Annotated in this window: 18 protein-coding genes; 13 read left to right on the top strand and 5 right to left on the bottom strand. The window is 53.7% G+C overall.

The genetic code is table 11. The features are described from left to right. The 8 genes from MVK46_RS02175 to MVK46_RS02140 form a co-directional block, all read left to right on the top strand. Positions 1 to 108: biotin/lipoyl-containing protein (locus tag MVK46_RS02175; protein WP_297534946.1), on the top strand; the 108-nt coding region annotated here is incomplete at its 5' end. A gap of 167 nt (positions 109 to 275) precedes the next feature. Beyond that, positions 276 to 2,003 (top strand): carbon starvation protein A, encoded by a 1,728-nt coding sequence (locus MVK46_RS02170; protein ID WP_297534942.1) that lies wholly within the window; start codon positions 276 to 278, stop codon positions 2,001 to 2,003. Between the two features lie 40 nt (positions 2,004 to 2,043). Continuing rightward, positions 2,044 to 2,310, top strand: coding sequence for a hypothetical protein (locus MVK46_RS02165; protein WP_297534940.1), 267 nt, complete (start codon positions 2,044 to 2,046; stop codon positions 2,308 to 2,310). Positions 2,311 to 2,319: 9 nt separating this feature from the next. Then, the gene (locus tag MVK46_RS02160) at positions 2,320 to 3,321 is read left to right on the top strand and encodes an ArsA family ATPase (protein WP_297534939.1); all 1,002 of its coding nucleotides are present in this window, start codon (positions 2,320 to 2,322) and stop codon (positions 3,319 to 3,321) included. After that, complete coding sequence (locus MVK46_RS02155) at positions 3,302 to 3,595, top strand: iron-sulfur cluster assembly protein (protein ID WP_297534937.1); 294 nt, start codon at positions 3,302 to 3,304, stop codon at positions 3,593 to 3,595. The genes MVK46_RS02160 and MVK46_RS02155 overlap by 20 nt, the downstream gene beginning before the upstream one ends. Continuing rightward, complete coding sequence (locus tag MVK46_RS02150; protein WP_297534936.1) at positions 3,595 to 4,251, top strand: hypothetical protein; 657 nt, start codon at positions 3,595 to 3,597, stop codon at positions 4,249 to 4,251. The genes MVK46_RS02155 and MVK46_RS02150 overlap by 1 nt, the downstream gene beginning before the upstream one ends. A gap of 129 nt (positions 4,252 to 4,380) precedes the next feature. Next, positions 4,381 to 5,166 carry an alpha/beta hydrolase gene (locus MVK46_RS02145; protein ID WP_297534935.1) on the top strand — a complete coding sequence of 262 codons (786 nt, stop codon included), beginning with the start codon at positions 4,381 to 4,383 and terminating at the stop codon, positions 5,164 to 5,166. 35 nt (positions 5,167 to 5,201) lie between these two features. After that, positions 5,202 to 7,295 carry a hypothetical protein gene (locus MVK46_RS02140; protein ID WP_297534934.1) on the top strand — a complete coding sequence of 698 codons (2,094 nt, stop codon included), beginning with the start codon at positions 5,202 to 5,204 and terminating at the stop codon, positions 7,293 to 7,295. Here MVK46_RS02140 and MVK46_RS02135 read toward each other — a convergent pair. Further along, positions 7,288 to 8,307 carry an adenylosuccinate synthetase gene (locus MVK46_RS02135; RefSeq protein WP_297534933.1) on the bottom strand — a complete coding sequence of 340 codons (1,020 nt, stop codon included), beginning with the start codon at positions 8,305 to 8,307 and terminating at the stop codon, positions 7,288 to 7,290. The genes MVK46_RS02140 and MVK46_RS02135 overlap by 8 nt on opposite strands. 133 nt (positions 8,308 to 8,440) lie before the next feature. Here MVK46_RS02135 and MVK46_RS02130 point away from each other — a divergent pair, with 133 nt between their 5' ends. Beyond that, on the top strand, positions 8,441 to 9,361 hold the full coding sequence (locus tag MVK46_RS02130) for an SDR family oxidoreductase (RefSeq protein ID WP_297534932.1): 921 nt from the start codon (positions 8,441 to 8,443) through the stop codon (positions 9,359 to 9,361). On the opposite strand, the gene MVK46_RS02125 is transcribed toward MVK46_RS02130, so the two are convergent. The 4 genes from MVK46_RS02125 to MVK46_RS02110 form a co-directional block, all read right to left on the bottom strand. Continuing rightward, on the bottom strand, positions 9,346 to 10,770 hold the full coding sequence (locus MVK46_RS02125) for a hypothetical protein (protein WP_297534931.1): 1,425 nt from the start codon (positions 10,768 to 10,770) through the stop codon (positions 9,346 to 9,348). The genes MVK46_RS02130 and MVK46_RS02125 overlap by 16 nt on opposite strands. A gap of 54 nt (positions 10,771 to 10,824) precedes the next feature. Beyond that, a complete protein-coding gene (gene pfdA, locus MVK46_RS02120; RefSeq protein WP_297534930.1) occupies positions 10,825 to 11,250 on the bottom strand; it encodes a prefoldin subunit alpha in 426 nt (141 codons plus the stop codon). Between the two features lie 62 nt (positions 11,251 to 11,312). Beyond that, the gene (locus MVK46_RS02115) at positions 11,313 to 12,203 is read right to left on the bottom strand and encodes an ATP-binding protein (protein WP_297534929.1); all 891 of its coding nucleotides are present in this window, start codon (positions 12,201 to 12,203) and stop codon (positions 11,313 to 11,315) included. Continuing rightward, a complete protein-coding gene (locus tag MVK46_RS02110) occupies positions 12,203 to 13,072 on the bottom strand; it encodes an ATP-binding protein (protein ID WP_297534928.1) in 870 nt (289 codons plus the stop codon). The genes MVK46_RS02115 and MVK46_RS02110 overlap by 1 nt, the downstream gene beginning before the upstream one ends. 102 nt (positions 13,073 to 13,174) lie before the next feature. Between MVK46_RS02110 and MVK46_RS02105 the strand changes: the two genes are divergently transcribed. The 4 genes from MVK46_RS02105 to MVK46_RS02090 are packed head-to-tail and all read left to right on the top strand — an operon-like array spanning position 13,175 to position 15,030. Continuing rightward, the gene (locus MVK46_RS02105; RefSeq protein WP_297534927.1) at positions 13,175 to 13,651 is read left to right on the top strand and encodes a ferritin family protein; all 477 of its coding nucleotides are present in this window, start codon (positions 13,175 to 13,177) and stop codon (positions 13,649 to 13,651) included. A gap of 55 nt (positions 13,652 to 13,706) precedes the next feature. After that, entirely contained in the window at positions 13,707 to 14,114 is a 408-nt protein-coding gene (locus MVK46_RS02100; RefSeq protein ID WP_297534944.1) for a NifB/NifX family molybdenum-iron cluster-binding protein, read from the top strand. 3 nt (positions 14,115 to 14,117) lie between these two features. After that, the gene (locus MVK46_RS02095) at positions 14,118 to 14,549 is read left to right on the top strand and encodes an isoprenylcysteine carboxylmethyltransferase family protein (protein WP_297534926.1); all 432 of its coding nucleotides are present in this window, start codon (positions 14,118 to 14,120) and stop codon (positions 14,547 to 14,549) included. Further along, on the top strand, positions 14,497 to 15,030 hold the full coding sequence (locus MVK46_RS02090; RefSeq protein ID WP_297534925.1) for a DUF2250 domain-containing protein: 534 nt from the start codon (positions 14,497 to 14,499) through the stop codon (positions 15,028 to 15,030). The genes MVK46_RS02095 and MVK46_RS02090 overlap by 53 nt, the downstream gene beginning before the upstream one ends. Positions 15,031 to 15,180 lie beyond the last annotated feature (150 nt).

The following is a 15,180-nucleotide window of genomic DNA, read 5'->3' as shown; positions in this document are numbered from 1 at the left end:
AAGATGGAGAACGAAATTCCAGCTCCGAGGGATGGTATAGTGAAGAAAATCTACGTCAAAGAAGGCGACACCGTAGATACCGGACAGCCTCTGGTAGAGCTTGAGTAATTCCCCAACGCTCCTATTTCAATTTTGAATCTTAATTCATATTTTGAGGTTGCTGGATTTTTTCTCCAATTTTAAGTTAAAAGCCGAAAGTTTTTCAGTTTTCTGCCGAAAGACATTTAAGTAATCAAGTGCACATTAATGTGCAAAAATCTGTCGGAGGTGCAACCATGAACTCCGCTGTAATAATCCTGATAGCGGCGGCCATATACGTCGGTTTCTACTTCAGCTACGGTAAAGCCCTCCAGAACAAGGTCGTTCGGGCGGACCCAAACAGGCCGACCCCAGCCCACAGGCTCTACGATGGGGTTGACTACGTCCCAGCGAACCCAGTAGTGCTCTACGGACACCACTTCGCAAGCATCGCGGGAGCTGGACCGATAGTCGGTCCGGCCGTTGCAATGGCCTGGGGCTGGCTTCCGGGACTGCTGTGGGTCTGGTTCGGAAACGTCTTCATCGGTGCCGTCCATGACTATCTGGCACTGATGTCATCTGTGCGCTACGACGGCAAGTCCGTCCAGTGGATTGCAGGAAAGCTCATGAGCAAGAGGACGAGCATGGCCTTCGAGCTCTACGTTTGGTTCTCGCTTGTGCTCGTCGTCGCGGCCTTCGGAGCTGTCATCAGCGGTATCTTCGTCAGCACCCCCGGAGCGGCAACTGCTTCATGGCTCTTCATGCTCGTGGCAGTAATCCTCGGCCTGCTCCTCTACAAGTGGCAGATTGACTTCAAGCTCGGTACTATAATAGGAATCCTGATGCTCATAGGCGCGATATACATCGGCTTCAAGTATCCAATACACGCCAGCGCCCACGTCTGGCTCGTTGCGCTTGGGCTTTACGTGATAGTCGCATCAGCACTGCCCGTCTGGATTCTGCTCCAGCCCAGGGACTACCTCAACGCCTACATACTCTGGTTCGGACTGATTCTCGGCGGACTGGCGTTCATCGTCGTGGGCATTAAAGGAATGGGAACCTTCACGGCACCTGCCTTTACCACCTGGAGCGCCCACGTCGTCGGCGGAAAGCCCTCCCCGTTCTGGCCAACGATTCCACTTGTCATCGCCTGTGGAGCGCTGAGCGGCTTCCACTCCATCGTAGGTTCGGGAACAACGAGCAAACAGCTCGACAATGAGCTCCACGGCCTTATGGTGGGCTACGGTGGAATGTTCACCGAGGGCTTCCTATCAACTCTGGTCATATCATCGATAGCCGTCTATGGACTTCAGGTCTTCCAGGACCTTAAAATCCCCGTTACACTAGCAAACTGGGGAAGCCAGTACGCCATTCAGGTTGTCCACCACAAGCTCAAGGTTAAGATATTCGCACTCAGTTATGCCTACGGAGTAAACAAGGCGTTTGGAATTTCGGTGCACGGAGCGGCACTCTTCGCGAGCCTCTGGGTTGCGGCGTTTGCGCTGACAACCCTCGACACGGCGACAAGGCTTGGAAGGTTCACGTGGCAGGAAATAATGGAGATGGCCAAAGCTCCAGAGTTCCTGAAGAACAAATGGCTTGCATCCTCAGTAGTTGTCGTATTTGGAGTTGCACTGGCGTGGGGCGGAAGCTTCCTTGTTCTATGGCCGGCCTTCAGCGGTATGAACCAGATGCTCGCCAGCATAGCCTTAATGACCGCATCGCTCTGGGTTGCGAAGGTTCAGAACCCGCACGGCAACTGGAAGTGGGCCGTCATAATCCCGGCGCTCTTCCTCTGGATAACGGTTACGCTGGCCCTCCTGTGGTTCCTGGTGGTCGTCATACCAGGAATCAGCAACCTCCTAACGAAGTATTCAGTGGGACTGATAACCATCATAGGACTGCTTCTGAACATAATGCTTGTCATAGACTGGTACCACGCGTGGAAGAAGCCATCAGAGGAATACGCCGCGATGGCCAGCTGAAGCTTTCGTTCTTTCATTTTTCCTTCTGGAGGTGAGAAGCTTGCAGAAGATTAAGGACTTCTTGAGAGGATTCGGGGAGGCGTTTCGTCACCAATCAACCGAGTTTATTGAGTTCGAATTGAGGGAACTCGAGAACGTCTTCGCGCTCATCCTGATGGGCTCTTTCATAGGAATTCCCAGCCCGCCGACGACGCTGGTTATGAGGCTCATGCCCCACATGGTCAAGGAAATCCGCGTTATGGAGAGCCGCGCCGTGAACCTCGACGACGTCTTCGCGGAAGTTGCCGGAATGTTCGATATAGACTGAGGTGGTAGCATGAGGGAGTACCTCGTCCCCAAGGAGGGCTTCAGGGTTCTGTTCGTGATAGGAAAGGGTGGAGTCGGCAAAACCACGACGAGCGCTTCAATAGCCGTTGGACTTGCCGAGAGGGGCTACAAAACCCTCATAGTTTCCCTCGACCCCGCCCACAACCTCGGCGACGTCCTCATGGAGAAGCTGAGCGACAAGCCGAAGAAAATCATCGACAACCTCTACGCGAGCGAGCTCGACATGGAAAAGCTGATTAAGGCCTACCTCAAGCACCTCGAGAAGAACCTCAAGAACATGTACCGCTACCTGACGGTCATAAACCTTGAAAAGTACTTCGAGGTCCTCAGCTACTCCCCGGGAATCGAGGAGTACGCGACGCTTGAGGCCATAAGGGAAATCTTGGGTGAGGGCGACAAGTGGGACGTTATCGTCTTCGATACTCCTCCAACTGGACTAACGCTCCGCGTTCTCGCCCTTCCGAGGATTTCCCTGATATGGGCCGACAAGCTGATTGACATAAGGCGCAAGATACTGGAGAGGAGACGTGCGATAGCGAAGATTAAGGGTGAGGAGGAGTACGAGATAGACGGGGAGAAGTTCAAACTCCCGAAGGACGAGGCGGAGGACCCGGTTATGAAGGAACTCCTCCAGTACAGGAGTGAAGTTCAGTTCGTCGAGGACGTTATAACGAACCCCAACAAAACGAGCGTCGTTGCCGTCATGAACCCCGAGATGCTTCCGCTCTACGAGACCGAGAGGGCCTATGAAAGCCTGAGGAAGTTCAACGTCCCGCTGAGGCTCATAGTGGTGAACAAGGTAATCCAGCTCAGGGAGGAAATCCCGGAGCTGAAGGTCAAGATGGAGGCGCAGAAAAAGGTCCTTGAAGAGGTCGAGCGGAAGTTCAGAGGAATCGAGGTCATAAAGCTCCCGATGTTCGCGGAGGAGCCGAGGGGCCTCGAATGGCTCAAAAAGCTCGGGGGAATGATTCTTGAGGGAGGAGGTTCTTGAGTTGCTGAAATCAGTTAAGAACCCCTTCACAGGGGTTGACATTGTGAGTGAGGGGCTTGTCTCAAAGATTATTGAAGACGAGGAGGGAATACAGATATACCTCGCCTTCGCCCGGAACACTCCACCCGGTCCGGTTTCAAGCGCCCTCGCCTGGCCGGTTCAGGCAAGAATCGTCAAGGACATCGTGAAGGTTCTTGAGAAGGCAGGGGTAGGAAAGTTTGAAATACTCGACGACACCACACTCCAGAGGTACTACCCCCCGGGTGATGTGTAATGCAGGTAAGCTCAACACTGCTCTTTGCCCTCATGGTCGTTGCTGCGCTGACGTCGATTCAGTTCTACAAAGGTAGAAAGCTCAACCTTCAGCTCATGCAGCATTACCTCCGCTCAATCGAGGAGGTCGTAAAGCCGAAGGACAAGGACTACGTGTGGCTTGGAGGCTACATCGGCTTTCGGGCCAGCTACAAGCTCGACAGGGACAACGTGAGAAAGTTTGAGTACACGCTAACCCTTCTTCCAAGGCAGAGCCTTCTCTACTTCCCGATAGCGCTCCTCACGAGCAGGCACGACAAGCTGTACTTTGTAATAAGGCCCCAGAGTCAAATCAAACGCGAAGCACACCTCATTCAGAAGGGCTACTACCGCATGAGGCCGAACATCGAGAACGAGGACTTCCTCCAGAGGGAAATCATAGACGTTGCGGGAAAACAATACGAGGCGCTCTATGAGAAGAAGAGGGACGTGATAAAGCTTAAGGAGCTTGTGGAAAGCCTTTCAAAGCCGCACAACGTCAAGCACGTCTCGCTGACGCCAAAAACCAACGTTTTTTACGTCCTCATGAAGCCCGAACCCGACACGATAGAGCGGGACGTCGAAAAGCTCCTCAGGTTCGTTAAAGAGAAGCTGAAGGAAAGTTCTTTTGCCGCGTAAACTTCGATACAATTTTCTTTACGAAAGCTTTATTTCGTTGAACCGCGAGTTATACAGATTGTCAAGACTCATGACAGATGAAGATTTTGACGTTCTCCCGCTCCAACGGGTCTGGCTGGGGTGGTTGAGATGGAGGTTTACAAGGCCAAGTTCGGCGAACCGGAGCTCGGCTGGGTTATTCTCGTTCACGGCCTTGGGGAGCACAGCGGAAGGTATGGTCGGCTGATTAAGGAACTCAACGAGGCCGGCTTTGCCGTTTACACCTTCGACTGGCCAGGACACGGCAGAAGCCCCGGAAAGAGGGGCCACACGAGCATCGAAGAAGCTATGGAAATAATTGATTACATAATTGAAGAGTTAGGTGAGAAGCCGTTCCTCTTCGGTCACAGTCTCGGCGGTTTGACCGTTATCCGATACGCCGAGACGAGGCCCGACAGGATTAGAGGGGTCGTCGCCTCATCCCCCGCACTCGCCAAAAGCCCCGAGACGCCGGGCTTTATAGTAGCCCTCGCGAAGTTACTCGGAAAGGTCGCCCCCGGCGTTGTTCTCTCCAACGGCATAAAGCCGGAACTGCTCTCAAGGAACAGGAAGGCGGTTAGAAGGTACGTGGAAGACCCGCTCGTCCACGACAAAATCTCTGCCAAGCTCGGGAGGAGCATCTTCGTGAACATGGAACTTGCGCACAGGGAAGCGGAAAAAATCAGAGTCCCTGTTCTCCTGCTCGTTGGCACAGGAGACGTGATAACACCCCCCGAAGGTTCAAAAAGGCTCTTTGAAAGGCTGAAGGTAAAAGACAAAACGCTCCGGGAATTTGAGGAAGCGTACCACGAGATATTCGAGGACCCAGAGTGGGCGGACGAGTTCCATAGAACTATTGTTGCTTGGCTGGTCGAGAAGTCTTACTCAAAGTTATAATAACTTTCTTTTACCTGGAGCAAACTATTTATCTGATGAGGGAAATACTAATATGGGGAAGCTTCATGCAGTGGGATTCGTCCGTAATAGCTATGGCCCCGGATGATTTTCTTGTGGAGGGCCTCTCCGAGCTTCTATCCCTTGCCGGGTTTACCGAAAAGGACAGGGAATACAAGCGGAAAGGAAACGTGAGGCTGGTCTTAATCAGGGGAGAAAGGGAGAATCCTTTTCACGGCAGGGAGGTCTTAACAGTCGGCATTCTCAGGGGAAGGGCCGATGCCGGATGGCTTCAAAGCGTTCTAAAGGACTACAAGAAAGCCGGCCAGGTCATTCTGGTAGCAATCGATGGCATTAACGGCAACGTTGAAGGCGTAAAGGCCGCGGACGGGAAGTGGCTTGCGGAGGTTTTCAACAGGTACTCAATTGAGCCGCCAAAGACCCTCCTCGAAAAGCTGGTTCCAGAAAGAAGACAGGAGAACAAAAAGCTGAAAGAGTTCGTTCTCGATGGGCCTTTAATTGAAGAGCTGTCTCCCCAGAAGCTTATAGAGGAAGCCGGAAGGATACTCTCCTACAAATACGGTTTAAATCCGGAGGAAGCAAAGCTCAGGGAACTGAAAGTCGTTCTAAGACCGATATACGTGGTGGTCTGGACAGATGGCTCCGAGAGCGGAAAGGCCCTGGTAATGGGGGACCGCGTTGAACTGAATGCCGAGGGAGAACTCAAGGGACTTGCCATGAAGGTTCTCCTCGAAGACGTCTCATCGGTGGCCGCGACCTCACTGGAGGTTGAAGAAACCCCCGACCCTCTGAGGCTCGTTACGGAAAAGGCCGCGAGAAAAGGCATCCTCAACCTCAGGATTCTCCAGAAGAGGAGAGCTTACTCACCAAGCTCTGCGGTGCTGGTGTTTGGCACAGGGATTAACGAGTTCAAGGTCAGCTTTGATTTCAGCGTGGGCAGGGTGTGGGCTGAGGCCGAGCAGCTAAGTGAGGAAACCCTACTCAGCATCGTTAAGGAGAGGATAGAAAGGGAAGTCGGGGAGGCGCCTGTTTCAATGGAAATCAGAAGAAGGGGCAGGTTCACCCTAATCAGAGGTAGAACTAAGAGATATCTCTTTGAAATCGAGGTTAATTCCTACAGCGGTAGCGTTCGGAGGAAAGCCATCGCACTAACGGAAGAGGCGATACTCGACATAGTGCTTAAAGAACATCCAACGGGAAGGATTCTTGGAATGGAGAGACATCCGGGAGCGTTCTTTGTTGACGTTCTAACCGATAGGGGAATAGTGACGGTAAAGCTTGACCCCTTAACGGGTGAAACCTTAATGGAGGAGGAACTTAAGTCGCCGTATGCAGTGCTTAATAACGTGGTTGGTGACATCCTGCGGGCCGGCGGTGATGTTGAGCTGAAGACGTGTCAGGTGATAGACCACGAACTCGTAAGGGCCGAGTTTGAAGGACAGGAGATGAGGATTTCGATTCTCTACGATGGGAAGAGCGGAAAGGTCCTCGAGAAAGACGTTGAGATAGGCAAGAAAGTTGCCGTTAAAGTTGCCCTCAGCCGCTATCCCGGGTTTACCCCAGTAATAGCGGAGGACAGCGGCAACGGGTTCAGCATAACCCTTGAAGGTGACAAACACGTTGTAAAGCTCTCCGTATCGAGGGACGGGAGGGTAAAGGAGGCAGACAGGTTCCTGAAGAGAGAAGTTGCCGAAAGGATAGCCCTTGAAAAGGTCAGGGAGGTTGAGAGAAACCCCGTCATCGAGGGACTGAGGCTCTCGAACCACTGGGTGGTGGAGTTCACGGGGCCGAGGGCCTTTGGAAAGGTCGTGGTTCACAGAAGAAGCGGGGAAGTCATCGCCTTTGAGTACCAGTACGTCGAGAGCGCCATAGCGAAGGCCTTTACCGAGTTCATCAGAAAGCAGTACGGGGACACCGTTTACGTGGAGTGGGTCGCCCACAGCATAGAGAACGGATACGCCGGGATAAAGGGGACGGGAAAGAAGGGAACTTACTTTGCCAAGTTCAACACCCTCACAGGGGAGCTTATTGAGCACGACTTCATCCCGGATGGCGGCATAGTATCGAAGCTGAAGGCTGCGAGGGTCGAGGGCAAATACGCCCTCAGATGACTTCCCTTCTATCTATTATATGCTCCAGCTCCGGTCCTGTCTTGATGAGCGCAACGGGAACGCCGACCCGCTCCTCTATTTCCTCCACGAACTCTTTGGCCTTCTTCGGCAGTTTATCGTAATCGGTTACGCCGAAGGCGTTCTTATCGTACTTGTCGAGCATCGTTAAGGCGAGCATCGTTGCCCCGTTTATTCTCGCCGAGTAGCGCGCGAACTCGAAGTCGAACCAGCCGACGCGCCTCCTCCTGCCGGTTACCGTTCCGTATTCGATGAGTCCAAGTCTCTCCGCTTCCTCCTGGCTCATCTCGGTCGGAAAAGGTCCGGCACCAACCCTCGTCGGAAAGCTCTTGAAGACGACTATGACGTCGTCCACCCTCGTCGGTCCTATTCCAACGTCGCTCGCTATGGCGGAGGCGGTGGTGTCCTTTGAGGTCACGTACGGATAAGTGCCGTAGTAGAGGCTCAGGCCGAAGCCCTGGGTTCCCTCGATGAGGACGAGCTTCCCCTCATCGAGCGCGTCGTTCACTTCCTGGGCAACGTCCGTTAGATAGGGCTCAAGCTCCGGGATGTCTTTCGCAAGCCTTGCCTTCCTGAGTGCCCTATCGGCGTTTGCAGGGCCACAGCCGCTTCCGGTGGTTCCTATCTTCCCGTGGAGATGGCCGTTGGAGCGGTCGAGCAACTTGTGCTTCTCCTCAATGATTGCACACCGGTAGTCAAGCCCGACCCGACCCTCAACGTCAAAATCCGCCAGCGCCTTGAGTTCGTTAAGGAAAACCTCCGGGTCGACGAGGACGCCGGCCCCTACGAGGAGCCTTGCATTCCTCTGCATGAAGCCGGTAGGCAGCTGCCTCACGGCGTATTTCTTCCCGTTTATGAAAACGCTGTGGCCAGCGTTCGGCCCAACCCCGCCCCGCGCTATGACCTCCGGTTCATCCTTAAGGGCAAGATACGCTATTATTGACCCCTTGCCCTCATCTCCCCATTGCCCGCCAACGACTATGTAGCTCGGCATGGCTCCTTACCAATGGCTAAGTTAATAGGGCACTTTTAACACTTTCGAAATCCACACAAATATGTCAATCGAGACGGGTTCCAGGCGGGGAAAGGTTAAAACTCCTGACCAACACCATTGGTTGGGGGTTCAAATGAAGAACAAGCTCGTGGTCGTTACAGGGGGAGCCGGCTTCATAGGCTCCCATATAGCCTGGGAGCTTGTAAAGGATAACGAAGTCCTCGTTATTGACAACCTCTACACCGGAAGGGAAGAAAACGTTCCTCCGGGTGCAAAGCTCACCAGGGCCGACATAAGGGACTACAACGCGATAGCCGAGCTGATAAGCAACGCCGACTACGTTTTCCATGAGGCGGCCCAGGTAAGTGTTGTGGACAGCATAAGGGACCCCGTTTTTACAGAGGAAGTTAACGTTCTCGGAACCCTCAACGTTCTGAGGGCGCTCCTCGAGGGACACGGAAAGCTGATATTCGCATCCTCCGCCGCAGTATACGGGGACAACCCGAACCTGCCCCTGAAGGAGACCGAAAGGCCGAGGCCGCTTTCACCCTATGGGGTTACAAAGGCCACCGCCGAGGAGTACCTCAGGGTTTATCACGAACTCTACGGTCTTCCTGTGGTTTCCCTCCGCTACTTTAACGTCTTCGGCCCAAGACAGAGCTTCAATCAGTACGCGGGGGTGATAAGTATTTTCATAAACCGCGCCCTGGCCGGTGAACCGCTCGTAATCTTCGGTGACGGCAAGCAGACGAGGGATTTTATCTACGTGAAGGACGTCGTCAGGGCAAACCTTCTCGTGGCCGAGAGCAAGCGCGCAAACGGGAGGGTCTTCAACGTTGCAACCGGAAAGCAGACCAGCATTCTCGAGCTTGCCATGAAGATTATTGAAATAACGGGAACGACAAGCTCAATACTCTTCGATAAACCGAGACCGGGCGACATAAGGCACAGCGTTGCCGATATAAGCGAGATTCGAAAGCTCGGCTTCGAACCAGAATGGAGCCTCGAAGAAGGTCTGAAGAAAACGGTGGAGTGGTATCAGGGGAGGAAGTAGACCGTGAAGCTGTAGTCCGAGGTTTTAATGCCGTGAACGATGACTAGAGGCGGAGGAGATTTATAGGGAACGACCCCAATCCACCGATAGGTGCTATTTCCTCCGGTATCCTGACCAATAATGAACGGACTCAAAGAGGGTCCCACCCACGAAAGGGACTCATTGCTGATGAGGACCCCATTGGAATACAGCATAATATCATCATTGAATCCCACGGTTACCTGATACAGCCCCCACTGTCCCATCGGCATAACGGTGTAGTTTGAGAAGTAAAAACCGCTCAGAGTGCCTCTCCGCTCGTACACGACGTCAATCTCTTGAAGACCTGAGACAGAGGGAAGTATTCCATAGCCAAGAAGGTAGTAAATGGACCCCCGTAGACTCCACACAAGGGTGTAGTTGTATGCTAGGTAGTAGGGGCCGTAGCCTCCAGCAGACCCGTTGCTAAGGTTTGCGAACATGATTACAGAGTATCCGCTGTAGCCGTACACAGCCAGAGCACTGACAAGAAGAGAGAAATATGGAAGCGTGATGTTTTTACCCGGCGTTATTGTTATTGGGCTAGTTGAATACATCCAGAAAGTTGACAGGTTGACGTAGCTCGGGTTGTAGAGGGAGGCGTTGCCGTAATAAAGCCTCAGGGTCAGGTTTTCGTTGGCACTTAGGTTGAGCATCGCCCAGAACCACGTCCTCCGGTCGCTTGGAACGTATGAATACCAGTACCTAATCCGGGTTCCGTTTGAAAGCATCAGAACGGGATACAGACCGGTCCAGTTGCCCGGCAGGGAGAAGTTGACCACGTAGTAGGGAAGCGCCGTGCCGCTCCGTTCAAGAACAGTTATGTTAACCTCTCCGGGCTGAAGGGGAGCGTAGGAAGATGAGCCGACTTCAACGTCCTCGAGGTTCATGGATATGCCGTTGAAGGCTGAGGCCACGCATGAACTGTCGTTCCTTAGAACGACAACCTTGAACTCAACGATTTTGGGCTTTGGAAGTATCGCGGCCACGTAGTAGGAGTAAGAGGTGTTCGTGTTGTTTATGACGTAGGGCACCCCGGCGCGAATGCTGATGTTGTAGGCGGCGTATGTAAAGTTGTCGTACTCATACCTTCCGGAGTTCGTGTTGAGGCCGTAAACGACCATCTTCACGTAAAGCTCCGCGACTTGAGTGACGTTGTTCGAAAAGGAGAGGGTTATGTTCTTCAGCGTGTAAACGTAAACACCACCAAAGACCGGGGTGATGTTCCACCCGATGGTAACGTTGGCGTAGTCTAGGAACTTTGAGAAGGAGCAGTTCCCAGAGCCGAGGCTTTGGACGTTTAGGTTAATCTTGGGAACGGCTAACCCAACGGCTACGACTAGCGCGACCGCCACTGCAACTGTCAAGAAAACCCGCACCGCTGATTTCATCGTCACATCATCAATAATATGACGCCAATCTTTAAAGGGTTTCTAAAAAATAGGTCAGGATTGAGAGGCAGATTTTCCGGCCTGAATTTCCTGAACCTTTCTGGCAAGCTCCCCCAGCTGTTCCTCAATCTTCCTGAGGGCCTCCTGAGTTTTCGCTATAGCCCCGTCGTACTCTTTAATGCGCTTCCCAAGGTACTCGATGGCACTGTCGAGGTTCTTTTCGACGGCGTAGCCGGCGCCAACGCTCACAATCGCGTTCTCCTTGTCGATTATCCTGCCCTTGAGGAAGGAACCCGCACCAATCGGAACGAGGATTTCAACCTCTCCCTCGGTCTTCTTGAGCTCCTCCAGCGTTTCCTTGACTGCCCTGAATTCCTCCCTACCAAGTGTGAGCAACTCAAGGTTCTGGGCCAGCAGCTGGGCCTGCGCCTGCAGGAGCTGATACTCGTAAGCGAGCTTCTCCATCTCCTTCTCAACCATCGCTACCACCGGAGAAACTACGGAGGGAGGCTTTTAAGGTTTGGGTTAAAAGAAAAGAGAAATCAGCCAAGGATTTCCTCAGCGATTCTCTCGGCAATCTCCCTGAGGGCTTTGCTCGCCGGGCTGTCGGGGAAGGCCTCGACAACCGGTTTAAGCATCGCCATGCTCTTCGGGATTGCCCTGTCGTAGGGGACCTCACCGAGAACCGGAATCCCCTCAGCCTCGGCCCACTCCCTCAAGGCAGTAAAACCCGGGTTCAGGTCGGCCTTGTTGATTATCAGATAAGCCGGCTGTCTGAAGTGCTGGACGACCTTGTAGGCACGCTGAACGTCGCTGAGCGAGGCCGGCGTCGGCTCGGCAATCAGTATCGTCAAATCGGCCCCGCCTATGCTCGCTATCACCTGACAGCCGATTCCCGCCGCGCTATCAACTATCATGTGCTCCAGGCTGAGCTCCTCCATCAGCTTCTTCGCCCACTCCTTCTCCTCGGTGACGAGCTTACCGCTCTCGGGCCTGCCAACGTCGAGTTGGGCCGAGATTATCGGGAAGCCGTACTTGGTGGTTGCCTTCCTGATGACGCCGGAGCGGGCCTGTTCAAGGGTTATGGTGCCCGGAACTGGACAGACGAGGCCACAGACGTTGCAGCCCTCGCAGGTGAGCTCGTTGACGACGTAGTTGCCGTCCTCGTCGATGTAGATGCTCTCGTATGGACACCTTTCATAGCAGATTCCACAGCGGACGCAGGTCTCGGTGTTTATCCTGGCAACCTTAGCTCCCACGTGCTCCCTCTCCTCCTCCCACTCCTCAACGCCGAGGAGAAGGCCGAGGTTCGGCGCTTCGGCATCGGCATCGACCGCGATTAGCCTGTACCTATCCTTCAGAAAGTAGAGGAGCGAGGCCGTTATCGTGCTCTTCCCGACGCCACCCTTGCCGCTCGCAATCGCTACCTGCATCACTCACCACCTCCGAGAAAGCCGACAATCCTCTCGGCCAGCTCGCGGAAGATTTTCGCCTCGGGAACGTCCTCAAGGACGATAGGCCTTCCGCTTACGTAGCTCCTCACGATGTTTTCGCTGTAGGGGATTTCAGCGACGACCTCAGCGCCGTAGCTCTCAGCTATTTCCCTGACCTTTCCGACGTCGCCGAGGTCCGAGCGGTTGACCACGACCCAAGTCTTGAGACCCATAAGTTTTCCGAGCTGAAGGATAAGTTCGGTGTCGTGGATTCCGAGCGGAGTCGGCTCGGTGACCGCTATGAGGAGCTTTGACCCCTCAATCGCCTTCGAGACTGTGTTGCCCGTTCCAGCGGCGGTGTCAACGAGGAGAAGCTCGTAGTTGAGCTTTCTGGCCCGTTTTTTTGTCTCCACAACGAGGGGCATCGAGCGCTCCTCTCCCTCCCTAAGCTTCCCGGTGACGAGGGTGAAGCCGTAGGGTGTTTCCGTTACGTAGGTGTGGCCGATAACCTTGAAGGCTTCCTGAATAGCGCCGGGAACGGGACAGACTATCTCACAGGCCCGACAGCCCGAGCAGAGGTTCGGCATGAGGAAGGGCGTTCCATCCTTCAGGGTTATTATCGCGTGCTCCTCACAGACCTCCGCACACTTCCTGCACTTGATGCACTTCGAGTAGTCGAACTTCGGCATGAACTGGTTCACCGGTTCCTCGTTGGCCAGCTCAACACCGAGGAGCAGGTGGTCGTTCGGCGCCTCGACGTCCAAGTCAGCCAAGACAAGCTTGAAGCGCCTCGCAAGCTCGACAGCGAGGTTAATCGCGACGGTTGACTTTCCGGTTCCTCCCTTTCCACCGCTCACCGCTATCTGCAAGCTCTCACCTCCGGAAATTAGGGAAGCCGAATTATTTTTAAGCTTTGTGCAGACACGGAAAGATTTTTATTAACATAGTGTAATTAAAATTTGGTGGTTGCTATGGGGCTGGTCGAAAGAGTCGAGCTCAAAAAAGCGGAGGTCTATAGGGCCCTGGTTCCACTCGTTCCTAGAGACTTCAGGGACGACCTCAAGCTCCTTGCGAGCCACGCGGAGAGGAACGCAAAGCTCCTCAAGGGTATCAATGTCACGGAAGACACGAAGGGACTCAGGGAAGTTGAAGTTGCCCTCAAGTTCCTTGAGAAGGCCCTCTCCGACCCCCATGCCTCGGTCGAGGACTACTACCGCTACGCCATCGACGCGGAGGAAGCGACGGCAAAGCTTTACTCGGAGCTGAGCATGAAGGCCAAGTCAGAAAGGGCGAGAAGGCTCTTCCGCTGGCTGGCGGAGATAAGCAGGGAGCATGCCGAAATCCTGAGGAGACACCTTGAAATGTGGGAGTTCATGCAGGAGAACGTTGAAGATGAGAAGATTCCAGAAGATTTAATCGAGCAGTGGTTCGAGGACATCGACCTGTGATTAGGCTCCCCTAAATCTTTTTAAAGTGCCCTTCGAGCTTTCACCGGTGGTGCTCGTGAGGTGCCTCAAGGTTGCGTTCGGAATGGAAGACGATGAACACCTTATTGATGCCCACTACGGCGACTCCGAGTTCTTCGCAATCTACGAGGTCTGCGAGGACGGAAGCATAAGGCTCATCGAGAAGAGACCGAACAGGGCTAAGGACCTCGAAGAAGAGGATGAAGGACACGGCGACCCGAGGAAGTTTAAAGCGGTGGTGAGCCAGCTCCTCGACGTTGACGTTCTTGCCGCGTTCAGAATGGGGCCGAACTTTTTGAGAATTCGCGACAGGACCAACAAGGTTGCCTTCTTCACGAGGACGAGGGACTTAAAGCTCGCCCTGCAGAGGCTCATTGAGAACTTCAACGACCTCTACAGCCAAGTGCAGGCGAAGAAGGCCGAAAAGCCCCCAATCGAGGAGTGAACCATGCGCTTCTGGGGCATAGAGCCGAAGGTGGCGCTTTTCGCTTTTCCCTACGCACTCATCGCCTTCTACCTGAACTCCATCTTAGGAATCCGGACTCCCGGATTGCCGAGAGTTGGAGCCGCTCTCGTTATCGTCGGAGTTGCACTGTGGCTCATCTGCTACCTTCAGGTTTCAAGGGCTTACAGAGAAGGCAAACTGCTGACGGGTGGCTGTTATTCCCGCGTGAGACACCCAATATACTCCATATGGGGCTTTCTGATAATTCCTGGCTTCTCCCTCACCATCGGGGGCTTCATGCTCGGCCTGCCCCTTGTTTACTGGCTCGCGGTAGTGAAGTTTATAGGCGGTGAGGAGAAGGCTTTGGAGGAGCGGTTCGGCGATGAGTGGCGGAAATACGCGAGGAGAACGCCCCGGTTCCTACCGAGGCCTTGAACTCCTTCCGGTTCACATCTACGTTCTCGTTCACCTGAAGAAAGCCGGCGTTGACTACGCCAAGATGATGGCTAAGATGAGCGGTTTGCCCCTTGAGCTCATCGAAGATGCTGTAAACGACCTCCTTGAGCTGGGACTCATCGAACGTGACTCGGGTAGTGCGATAAAGAGAAGTAAGGCGCGCTTCAAAAAGGCCTTTGAGGTTCACAAGCACCACACCTACTACCGTCTCTCAAGGGAAGGGGAGCTTTTCGTTCGCTCGATTGATGAGCGGTGGCTTAAGCGGTACTTCAACTCAATCCTTCCCGAGGGATGGAAAATCGTTAAGATGCTCTCGAGGAGCAGGGACATAAACGGGGTTAAGAGATGGATTAACCTCAACCCAAGGCTTTTGGAAGAGCTGAGAATCCTCAGATTCGTTACTGAAGGAGGCAAAAAGACCGACTTTTTTAAAAGACTGTCCGAGTTCCTGGAAATCTAAAGCTCCAGAACGGTCCCCGTTCTAACGGAAACGAATTTTTCAGGGTATTTGTTCAGAACGTATGCCTTGGCATCGTTGCCAGAGCAGTGGGCGGGCGCTATGAACTCCGCCATCTCGGCAAGCCTATCAAGGGTTCTCCTTCGGGGATAG

This window comes from Thermococcus sp., from assembly GCF_027066465.1.
Lineage (GTDB): Archaea > Methanobacteriota_B > Thermococci > Thermococcales > Thermococcaceae > Thermococcus.
Note: the sequence above shows the minus strand (reverse complement) of the source record. Positions and strands in the feature narration are given on the sequence as shown.